Source organism: Pseudomonas sp. C7.1, assembly GCF_056312395.1.
Genome location: NZ_JBWDTL010000002.1, coordinates 82,671 through 93,690, shown reverse-complemented (window position 1 = coordinate 93,690; position 11,020 = coordinate 82,671). Strand labels below are relative to the sequence as shown.

At 63.3% G+C, this 11,020-nt stretch carries 8 protein-coding genes; 1 reads left to right on the top strand and 7 read right to left on the bottom strand.

Going from position 1 to position 11,020, the window contains the following annotated elements:
• Positions 1-60 precede the first annotated feature (60 nt).
• Complete coding sequence (locus AC0T4W_RS01610) at positions 61-1,311, bottom strand: sarcosine oxidase subunit beta family protein (protein WP_476315284.1); 1,251 nt, start codon at positions 1,309-1,311, stop codon at positions 61-63.
• A gap of 103 nt (positions 1,312-1,414) precedes the next feature.
• Positions 1,415-2,665 (bottom strand): serine hydroxymethyltransferase, encoded by a 1,251-nt coding sequence (gene glyA / locus AC0T4W_RS01605; RefSeq protein WP_476315281.1) that lies wholly within the window; start codon positions 2,663-2,665, stop codon positions 1,415-1,417.
• A 289-nt stretch (positions 2,666-2,954) separates the two neighbouring features.
• Between glyA and AC0T4W_RS01600 the strand changes: the two genes are divergently transcribed.
• Positions 2,955-3,998 carry a threonine aldolase family protein gene (locus AC0T4W_RS01600; RefSeq protein ID WP_476315278.1) on the top strand — a complete coding sequence of 348 codons (1,044 nt, stop codon included), beginning with the start codon at positions 2,955-2,957 and terminating at the stop codon, positions 3,996-3,998.
• Between the two features lie 170 nt (positions 3,999-4,168).
• Here AC0T4W_RS01600 and AC0T4W_RS01595 read toward each other — a convergent pair whose 3' ends face one another.
• The 5 genes from AC0T4W_RS01595 to dgcA form a co-directional block, all read right to left on the bottom strand.
• The gene (locus AC0T4W_RS01595) at positions 4,169-4,414 is read right to left on the bottom strand and encodes a hypothetical protein (protein ID WP_476315275.1); all 246 of its coding nucleotides are present in this window, start codon (positions 4,412-4,414) and stop codon (positions 4,169-4,171) included.
• 127 nt (positions 4,415-4,541) lie between these two features.
• Positions 4,542-5,315 carry an electron transfer flavoprotein subunit beta gene (gene etfB / locus AC0T4W_RS01590; RefSeq protein ID WP_476315272.1) on the bottom strand — a complete coding sequence of 258 codons (774 nt, stop codon included), beginning with the start codon at positions 5,313-5,315 and terminating at the stop codon, positions 4,542-4,544.
• Positions 5,316-5,383: 68 nt separating this feature from the next.
• Positions 5,384-6,607 carry an electron transfer flavoprotein subunit alpha gene (gene etfA / locus AC0T4W_RS01585; protein WP_476315269.1) on the bottom strand — a complete coding sequence of 408 codons (1,224 nt, stop codon included), beginning with the start codon at positions 6,605-6,607 and terminating at the stop codon, positions 5,384-5,386.
• 151 nt (positions 6,608-6,758) lie between these two features.
• A complete protein-coding gene (dgcB, locus tag AC0T4W_RS01580; protein ID WP_476315266.1) occupies positions 6,759-8,735 on the bottom strand; it encodes a dimethylglycine demethylation protein DgcB in 1,977 nt (658 codons plus the stop codon).
• 166 nt (positions 8,736-8,901) lie between these two features.
• Positions 8,902-10,962, bottom strand: coding sequence for a dimethylglycine demethylation protein DgcA (gene dgcA, locus AC0T4W_RS01575; RefSeq protein ID WP_476315263.1), 2,061 nt, complete (start codon positions 10,960-10,962; stop codon positions 8,902-8,904).
• Between the last annotated feature and the right edge of the window lie 58 nt (positions 10,963-11,020).

Sequence of the window (11,020 nt, the reverse complement as noted above, 5' to 3'; positions counted from 1 at the left end):
ATGCAGGCACAACGCCTTTTACCCTTCCCTCACCCCAACCCTCTCCCAGAGGGAGCAAAATCAGTGCGCAACCGCAGCAGCGCCGTGCTCGTCGATCAATGCGCCGGTGTGGAAACGGTCCATGGAGAACGGTTTGGCCAGCGGGTGCATGTCGCCCTTGGCCAGGCTGGCGGCGAACACGTGGCCCGAACCCGGCGTGGCCTTGAAGCCACCGGTGCCCCAACCGCAGTTGAAGAACAGGTTCGGCACCGGTGTTTTGGAAATAATCGGGCAGGCGTCCGGCGAGGTGTCGACGATGCCGCCCCACTGACGGTTCATGCGCACCCGCGAGAGCACCGGGAACATCTCGACGATCGCCTGCAGGGTGTGTTCGATGGTGCCGTAGGAGCCGCGCTGGCCGTAGCCGTTGTAACCGTCGATGCCGGCACCGATGACCAGGTCGCCTTTGTCGGACTGGCTGATATAGCCATGCACGGCGTTGGACATGATCACGCTGTCGATAATCGGCTTGATCGGCTCGGACACCAGCGCCTGCAGCGGATGGGATTCCAGCGGCAGACGGAAGCCGGCGAGGCCCGCCATATGTCCGGAGTTACCGGCCGTGACCACGCCAACGCGTTTGCCGCCAATAAAGCCCTTGTTGGTTTCCACGCCGATGCACACGCCGTTTTCCTTGCGAAAACCGATCACTTCGGTCTGCTGCAGCAGGTCGACACCCAAAGCATCGGCGGCGCGGGCATAACCCCAGGCCACGGCATCGTGACGGGCTACGCCACCGCGACGCTGCACGGTAGAACCCAGCACTGGGTAGCGGGTGTTCTTGCTGCAATCGAGGTACGGAATCTCTTCGGCCACCTGCTTGGCATCCAGCAATTCGCCGTCCACGCCGTTAAGGCGGTTGGCGCTGACGCGGCGCTCGGAGTCGCGCATGTCCTGCAGGGTGTGGCACAGGTTGTAGACGCCGCGCTGGCTAAACATGACGTTATAGTTGAGATCCTGGGACAGGCCTTCCCACAGCTTCATCGCGTGCTCATACAGGTGCGCCGACTCATCCCACAGGTAGTTGGAGCGCACGATGGTGGTGTTGCGCGCCGTGTTGCCGCCGCCCAGCCAGCCCTTCTCGATCACCGCGACGTTCTTTACGCCGAACTCTTTGGCCAGGTAATAGGCCGTGGCCAGGCCATGGCCGCCACCGCCGACGATGATCACGTCGTACACCGGCTTGGGCGTGGGGTTGCGCCACATGCGCTGCCAGTTCTCGTGGTGGCTGAACGCGTGCTTGAACAGGCCGAAGCCGGAATAACGTTGCATCAGTGGGTACTCCTGATACGAAAAAGCCTAACCGTAGGAGCGGGCCATGCCCGCGAACCCCGTGGAATCGCGGGCATGGCCCGCTCCTACAGGATCATTGCGCTCAGCGGTAAACGGGGTAATCGGCGCACAGCCCTGCCGCCAAGGTCGCCACCTGCGCCTCGACATCGGCATCGCCGAGGTGGTCGAGGATGTTGCAGATCCACCCGGCCAGCTCGATGCTCTGCGCCTCCTTAAAACCGCGCGTGGTAATCGCTGGGGTGCCGATACGCAGGCCGGATGTCACGAACGGCGATTGCGGGTCATTCGGTACGGCGTTCTTGTTCACCGTGATGCCGGCGCGCCCCAGGGCCGCATCAGCGTCTTTACCAGTGATGCCCTGCTTGATCAGGCTGACCAGAAACAGGTGGTTGTCGGTGCCGCCGGAGACCACGTCATAACCACGCTCGATAAACACCTTGGCCATGGCCTGGGCGTTTTTGATCACCTGCGCTTGGTAGTCCTTGAAGCCCGGCTCCATGGCTTCCTTGAAGCACACCGCCTTGGCCGCAATCACATGCATCAACGGGCCGCCCTGGGCACCGGGAAAGACCGCCGAGTTGAGTTTCTTCTCGATGTCCGGGTTGCTCTTGGCCAGGATCAAACCGCCACGCGGGCCGCGCAGGGTCTTGTGGGTGGTGGTGACCACATCGGCAAAGGGCAGCGGGTTGGGGTACAGGCCAGCGGCGACCAGCCCGGCGACGTGGGCCATATCGACAAACAGCAGCGCCCCTACCTTGTCGGCAATGGCGCGGAAACGCGGGAAATCCAGGGTTTTCGAGTAGGCGGAAAAACCAGCAACGATCATCTTCGGCTGGCACTCCACAGCCAGGCGCTCGACTTCGTCGTAATCGATCAGCCCGGTGGCGGTGTCGATGCCGTACTGCACAGCGTTGTACAGCTTGCCGGAAGACGACACTTTGGCGCCGTGGGTCAGGTGGCCGCCGTGGGCCAGGCTCATGCCGAGAATGCAGTCTCCGGCCTGCAACAAGGCCAGGTATACCGCGCTGTTGGCCGACGAACCGGAATGCGGCTGAACGTTGGCGTAATCGGCGCCGAACAGCGCCTTCGCGCGATCAATGGCAAGCTGCTCGACCACATCGACATGCTCACAGCCGCCGTAATAACGCTTGCCCGGATAGCCCTCGGCGTATTTGTTGGTCAGCCCGCTGCCCTGGGCCTGCATCACGCGTTTGCTGGTGTAGTTTTCTGAGGCGATCAGCTCGATATGATGCTCTTGGCGCGCTTCTTCAGCGTCCATGGCGCGGAGCAATACATCGTCGTAACCCTGAATCTGGTCGTTCTTGCTGAACATCGCTGATCTCCTGCGGCAGTCACTGCGGCGCGTCTGGTCGGGCGGGGAACGAGCCCCAGTTGCTACCGATGGTATGACTCGCCCTGCCATCCCAGATGCCCAGGCACGCCACGGGGGATTGCGTTTGCGACATGCGCGCGTCGCAATTGCGTAGGCCGGTAGACGACTGCGCATTGCGGCTTCGCCTGCATGGCAGAGGATGTCGCCCCAGTATCTGCACGGCAGCGTGACCGCAGATACAGTAGAGGCATCCCAAAATGCTCAAGGTCTGCAGACAAGGAACAGCGCCATGCCCGATCTCTCGCAACAATTCGCCAGCGATAACTACTCCGGCATCTGCCCGGAAGCTTGGGCAGCCATGGCCGAAGCCAATCAAGGCCACCAGCGCGCCTATGGCGACGACGAATGGACGGCGCGCGCCGCCGACCACTTCCGCCGCCTGTTTGAAACCGACTGCGAGGTGTTTTTCGCCTTCAACGGCACCGCCGCCAACTCCCTGGCCCTGGCCTCGCTGTGCCAGAGCTACCACAGCGTGATCTGCTCGGAGACCGCCCACGTCGAAACCGACGAATGCGGCGCGCCAGAGTTCTTCTCCAACGGCTCCAAGCTGCTGCTGGCCAAAACCGAGAACGGCAAGCTGACCCCCGAAGCGATCCGCGACATCGCCCTCAAGCGCCAGGACATCCACTACCCCAAGCCACGGGTAGTCACCCTCACCCAGGCCACGGAAGTCGGCACGGCCTATAGCCCCGAGGAAGTCCGGGCAATCAGCGCGGTGTGCCGCGAACTAGGCCTGCACCTGCACATGGACGGCGCGCGCTTCTCCAACGCCTGCGCCTTTCTCGGCTGCAGCCCAGCAGAGCTGACCTGGAAGGCCGGCGTCGATGTGCTGTGTTTTGGTGGCACCAAGAATGGTATGGCAGTGGGCGAGGCGATCCTGTTCTTTAACAAGGATCTGGCGGTCGACTTTGACTACCGCTGCAAGCAGGCCGGCCAGCTGGCCTCGAAGATGCGCTACCTGTCAGCACCCTGGGTCGGCATCCTGCAGAACGATGTTTGGCTGAAATATGCCCTGCACGCCAACCACTGCGCGCAACTGCTGGCCAAGCTGGTCAGCGATATTCCGGGGGTCAGCCTGATGTTCCCGGTGCAGGCCAACGGCGTGTTCCTGCAGATGTCGGAACCGGCGCTGGAGACCCTGCGCGGCCAGGGCTGGCGCTTCTACACCTTTATCGGCGCCGGCGGCGCACGCTTTATGTGCTCCTGGGACACCGACGAAGCGCGGGTGCGCCAGTTGGCGGGGGATATTCGCCAGGCCATGGCGGCGAGCTGAGGCGATACCGGAGCAGGTAAACCGTAGGGTCGGGCTTGCTCACCTTTATGGGTTACAACCTGTAGGAGCGGGCCATGCCCGCGAACCTTGCAATCGCGGGCATCGCGGAGTGCCGCCCAGCCGCTTCTACACGAACGATCTGCGCGCGGGGTTGCACGGCCAAAAATACTCTAACGCGGCACAAGCGCCGGCAACAACGTGCGCGAAATCGCCTCACGCACATTCGGCAGCAGCGTCGCGCTGCCGCCCAGCAACTCCTCCACCAACCGCCGCAAGGCCACTGCGCGCTCCGGGCTCAAGCCGCTAACGGCATGCTCGCACGCTTGCTCGGCAGTTACGCCAGGTGGGATCGACAGCCCCAGCGCCACCAGGCGTTCACGTAGATCCTCATGATCAATCAGGTCGGCGTGCATCATGGTCAAATCCTCCAGTGGTGCTGACGTAGGATGGGTTGAGCGCAGCGATACCCATGCGGAATCCAATATCGCGATGGGTATCGCAAGCTCAACCCAGCCTACTTAGCGGTTTAATCGACGACTGCGTTCAGTGCAGCACACCTTCTTCGAGCAGTAACTTGAAGATAGCCTCAGCGCCCACTTGCGGCGAGACATCCTTAAGCACCTGCCCCCCGCCGCTGGATGCCTTGGCGGTGGCGGCCTTCATGCGTTCCGCGCCGGTCTTGGCCTTGATCACTTTAAGGCGTTTGGGTCGGGGTTTAGCCGGTTGCAATTGCGCGTTGGCAAATAGCGGATCAGCGACCAGCCCCACCTCTTCAGCCGTCAATAGTCCCCGGCGCGCGGGGCCGAAGGCGCTTTGCCGCGCAGTAGGTGCGGCATTATCCACACTGGCGACAAACGGCAGACGCACCTGCAAACGCCGGCGCTGACCGTGCGGCAAGGCTTGCAGCACCTGAGCCACGCCGTTATTGACGTGCTCCACCGCCGCCAGCCCAACCACCAGCGGCCAGCCGAGCTGTTCCGCCAGCAGGTAAGGCAGCATGCCGGAGCCTTCGCCGGTTTCCGCCTGACTACCGGTCAACACCAGCTGCGCGCTGGAGTCGGCCAGGTACTCGGCCAGCACCGGCAGCGCATCGCTGTGCGCCGGTTGTTCAAGAATATTGATCTGCTCAAGGCCCATGCCCAGATAAGCACGCAACGCCTCCTGTTGCGGGTCGCCGGCATGCAGCACCTGCAACCGCTCACCAGCCAGGCGCAGCCCCAGCTCGACTGCTCGGGCATCCTGTTCGGCGCGGCGCGGCCGGCCGGAGGTTGGATGGGCACCGACCGAGACCAGGGCGACGATATTCAATTCAGTCATGTATCCCCCGTAGCCCGGATGCAATCCGGGAATCGGTGTTGAAGGCCCCGGATTGCATCCGGGCTACGCTATGCGGCATCACGCGCGCTTTCCTGGCGATGGGCCGCGACCCGCTCGATCAACGCCTGCAAAATCGCGGCGGACTCGCCGATTACCGAGAGGTCGGCGCGTTTGATCATGTCGCAGGTCGGGTCGAGGTTGATCGCCACCACCTTGTCGCAGGCACCGATGCCTTGCAGATGCTGGATCGCTCCGCTGATACCCACCGCCACATAGACCCGCGCGGTGACCCAGATGCCCGATGCGCCAACCTGGCGCTCGCGGCCCATAAATCCATCGTCCACCGCCACCCGTGAAGCGCCCTCGGTGGCGCCCAGGGCCGCGGCGGCCTGGTGGAACAGCGCCCAGTCCTTTACGCCGTTACCACCGGAGAGAATAAATTCAGCCTCGGCCATGGGGATCTGCGCCGGGTCGACCGCCACGGCGCCCAAATCCTGAATCCGGGGCAAATGGCTGACCAGCGCTTCACTGAGCGCCAGCGGCCGCACTTCATGGCGGGTTTCGCTGACTGGCTCGGCGCACTCCACCGCCGCCAGAATCAGCCGTGGCGCTTGTTGCACCAGGTCTTCCCGTCCGGCACCGGCACGCCCACTGGCGATGCCATCGGCCACCTGCCAGACCCGCGTGGCCGGGCGTTCGCCCAGCTTGGCAGCCAAGCGCCGACCCAGCTCACCACCACCGCTGCGGCTGTCGGGCAGCAACCAGTGGCGCGGCGAAAATTGCCGTTCCAGCGCACCGAGGGCCAACACCCGCGCTTCCGGGGCATAGCCGTCGAAATCGTCGCCGGCGAAGTTCAGCAAGCGGTCGACGCCGTTGCAGTCGAAGGCGCTTTCCTTGTGTTCGCCAAATATCACCGCCACCACCGCGCCGTCGCTGCCAGCGAGTTTGTGCGCCAGGCCGAGCAGGTCCTTGTCGTGGCTGCTCAAGCGGCCGCCGACCATATCCGGCAGCACGGCGATATAGAACGCTGGTTGCTCGATAACCCGCAGCGGCAGCTGCACCACGGCGCTGGCCGCGCTGCGCTTCTGGCCGCCGGCCTGCTGCGTGCCGGAGCGGTCGATTCGTTTAACGCCGTTGGGGCCGATAAAGCCGACGGCGTGGGGGTTCTTGCGGATCAGCCCATTAGGTCCCATCCAGCTGGATTCGACCTTCTGCAGCGCGGCATGCAGCGGGTGCAAGCGGTTACGGGCGATCCATTCGGCGCGTGGATCACGGCGGATAATGTCGCTCATACACAGGACTCCGCGAGGCGTGGGCGAAACGTAGGTTGGGTTGAGACGCGCAGCGGCGAAGCCCAACGAGAGATTGTCGAGCGGCACGCTACGCGCGCCCTGTTGGGCTTCGCTGCGCTCAACACCAACCTACAACCGGCATTTACCTTCATCACTGCACCTCCGCCATTTCAGGCTTAGCCGGCGCAGGCTGCTTCGCCTCGACTACACCCTCGATCAAGACATCGGCCACCAGCTCGGCAATATCCTTGACCTCAGGGCGCGGCCCGACCACGCCTTCGAGCATCGCGGTGCACTGCGGGCAACCTACGGCCACCAGCTCGGCGGCGGTTTCCTTGATATCGACCATGCGCATATCGGGGATGCGCTGCTTGCCAGGAATATCGGTGATCGGCGCGCCGCCGCCACCGCCGCAGCAACGGGAACGGAAGCCCGAGCGCTGCATTTCCTTGACCTCGATGCCGATGGCATTCAGCACAGCGCGTGGGGCTTCGTACTCGCCGTTATAGCGGCCCAGGTAGCAGGGGTCGTGGTAGGTCACGCTGCCGCCTTTGTGTTGGCCAAGATTGAGTTTCTGCCCGCTGATCAGTTCATCCATATAGGTGCTGTGATGGAGTACCTGATAGTCGCCGCCCAGTTCGCCGTATTCGTTTTTCAGCACATGGAAGCTATGCGGGTCGCAGGTGACGATGCGTTTGAACTGGTACTTGGCCAGGGTGGCGATATTGCGTTTAGCCAGCAGCTGGAAGGTTGCTTCATCGCCCAAGCGGCGGGCCACGTCGCCGCTGTCGCGCTCTTCCAGGCCGAGCACGGCGAAGTCGACCTTGGCGGCCTTGAGCACTTTGACGAAGGCGCGCAGGGTGCGCTGGTTGCGCATATCGAAGGCACCGTCGCCGACCCAGAACAGCACATCGACCTGCTGTTTATCGCTCATCAGCGGCAGATTCAAATCCGCTGCCCAGTTCAGCCGTCCACCGGGGTTGAAGCCGCCGGGGTTGTCTGTGGCGATCAGGTTGTCCAGCACCTCGGCACCCTTGTTCGGCGTCGCACCTTTTTCCAGGGTAAGGTGGCGGCGCATGTCGACGATGGCATCGACGTGCTCGATCATCATCGGACACTCCTCGACGCAGGCACGGCAGGTGGTGCACGACCATAGCGTTTCGGCATCAACCAGGGCTTTGCCATTGAGGTTGACGATGGGCAAATGGGGGCCGCCGCTGTGTTCGCCGATGGGTTTGCCACCGCCGTCAAGGGATGGATAAGGCGAGCCGGCAAATTTGGCATCGGTGCCGCCGGCCAGGCCGACCACCATGTCCTGGATCAGCTTTTTCGGGTTCAGCGGCTGGCCAGCGGCGAAGGCCGGGCAGGCCGCCTCACACTTGCCGCACTGCACGCAGGCGTCGAAACCGAGCAGCTGGTTCCAGGTGAAGTCCGTAGGCTTTTCCACGCCCAGCGGGGCTTTCGGATCATCCAGATTCAGCGCCTTGAGGCCGGTCGAACGGCCGCCACCGAAGCGCTCACTGCGGCGGTGCCAGGCCAGGTGCAGGGCACCGGCGAAGGCGTGCTTCATCGGTCCGCCCCAGGTCATGCCGAAGAACAGCTCGGACACACCCCAAGCCACGCCAATGGCCAGCAACACGGCGAGAATCCAGCCGCCAAAGTCGGCGGGCAGGATGCCGGCAACAGGAAGCGTGGCGATAAAGAAGCTGCCGGCAAACATCAGCAGGCTTTTTGGCAGGCGCATCCACGGGCCTTTCGACAGCCGCGATGGCGGGTCGAGGCGGCGCTTGGCGACAAACAGCGCACCGACAAACATCAACGCGGTGGCCGCCAGCAACGCAAAGCCAAGAATGCGGCTGTGCAGGCCGAAGCCGTGCACCAGAATCGCCAGCACAGCTGCCAGGACAAAGCCGCCCGCCGTGGCCACGTGGGTGTTGGCGATATATTTGTCGCGCGCCACCACATGGTGCAGATCGACCCTATAGCGGCGCGGCATGGCCAGCAGCCCGCCCAGCCAGTCGACCTGGGCCGGGCGGCCACGGCGCCACATCAGAAAGCGCTTCGCCGCGCCAATGACCGCAAGGGCCAAGGCAGTGAAGAGCAGGAGGGGGAGGACAGTGTTCAACATCAGTTGGTCTCCTTAGAGGGACCGCATATTCAAGGCAGAACTGCAACGTAGGATGGGTTGAGCGCAGCGATACCCATGCTGTCTCGGTGACGCTGATGGGTATCGCCAGGCTCAACCCATCCTACGAATGTGATCGCGGCCAAGGCTGCTCCTACAAAAATCAGCCTTAAAAGTCCTTGCACAAGCGCAACGCGTCATAGATCGCCGCGTGGGTATTGCGCTGGGCCACGCAGTCGCCGATACGGAACAGCAGATAGCCGTCGCCCGCCTCGGTTAAACACGGCTGCGGCTGAATGGCGAACAGCGCTTCCACGTCGATCTGCCCCTTGTTGCGCGAGCCGTCCTTGAGGGCGTAGTACAGGCGCTCGTCAGGACGCACGCCGTTTTCCACCACCACTTGGTCGACCACCCGCTCCTCTTTCGCGCCGGTGTATTCGTTCTCCAGCACCGCCACCAGTTTGTCGCCTTCGCGGTAGACCTTTTCCAGCATCAGGTCGCCGGTCATGATCACTTCTTTCGGGTACAGGCTGCGGTAATAGGTGGGGAAGCTGGTGCCGCCGATGGCCACGCCCGGCTTGATGTCGTCGGTGACGATCTCCACCCTCGCGCCTTTCTCGGCGATAAAGTCGGCCACCGACATGCCGGTGAATTCGCAGATGGTGTCGTACACCAGCACGTTGTTACCGGGTGCGACCGTGCCGTCGAGGATGTCCCAGCTGCTCACCACCAGGCCTTCAGCCGCGCCCCAGTGTTCGTTCTGCTCGATAAACGGATGGCCGCCGTTGGCCAGCACCACGATATCCGGACGCAGGTCCATGATGGTCTCGGCATCCGCACCGGTACCCAGGCGCAGGTCGATATTCAGGCGCGCCAGCTCCAGCTGGAACCAGCGGGTGATGCCGGCCATCTGGTCACGTTGCGGGGCCTTGGCGGCCAGGCTGATCTGCCCACCGAGGGCATCCTTCTTTTCAAATAGCGTCACGCCGTGGCCACGCTCGGCGGCCACCCGTGCGGCTTCCATCCCGGCCGGGCCGCCACCGACGATCACCACCTTGCGCTTCGGCCCGCTGGTTTTCTCGATGATATGCGGCAGGCCCATATATTCGCGGCTGGTGGCGGCGTTCTGGATGCACAGCACATCCAAGCCCTGGTACTGACGGTCGATGCAATAGTTGGCGCCGACGCACTGCTTGATCTGGTCGACCTGGCCCATCTTGATCTTGGCGATCAGGTGCGGGTCGGCGATATGCGCGCGGGTCATGCCGACCATGTCGACATAGCCGCCTTCGAGGATGCGCGTGGCCTGGTTCGGGTCCTTGATGTTCTGCGCGTGCAGCACCGGGGCCTTGACCACTTCCTTGATGCCGGCGGCCAGGTGCAGAAACGGCTCCGGCGGGTAGCTCATGTTGGGGATGACGTTGGCCAGGGTGTTGTGGGTGTCGCAACCTGAGCCGACGACGCCGATAAAGTCGATCATGCCGGTGTCGTCGTAGTACTTGGCGATCTGCTTCATATCCTCGTGGGACAGGCCGTCCGGGTGGAATTCGTCACCGCAGATACGCATGCCCACGCAGAAGTCGTCGCCGACCTCGGCACGTACCGCCTTAAGCACTTCCAGGCCGAACTTCATCCGCCCCTCGAAGGTGCCGCCCCACTCGTCGGTGCGCTTGTTGACCCGTGGCGACCAGAACTGGTCGATCATATGTTGGTGCACGGCGGACAGCTCGACGCCGTCCAGCCCGCCTTCTTTGGCGCGGCGCGCGGCCTTGGCATAGTTGCCGATCACCCGCCAGATTTCCTCGACCTCGATGGTCTTGCAGGTGGCGCGGTGCACCGGCTCGCGAATGCCGGACGGCGACATCAAGGTTGGCCAGTGGAAGCCATCCCAGCGCGAGCGACGGCCCATGTGGGTAATCTGGATCATGATCTTCGCGCCGTGCTTGTGCATGGCGTCGGCGAGATTCTGGAAGTGCGGGATGATGCGGTCGGTGGACAGGTTGACCGAGCTCCACCACTGCTGCGGGCTGTCGATGGCCACCACCGAGGAGCCGCCGCAGATCGCCAGGCCGATGCCGCCCTTGGCCTTCTCTTCGTAATACTTGATATAGCGCTCGGTGGTCATGCCGCCGTCGGTGGCATAGACCTCGGCGTGCGCGGTGCTGAGCACGCGGTTGCGGATGGTCAGTTTGCCGATTTGAATCGGCTGAAACATTGCTTCAAAAGCCATTACGGCATCCTCACAAGATCGGCGAGTAGTCGTAGGAGCGGCCCATGGCCGCGATTCG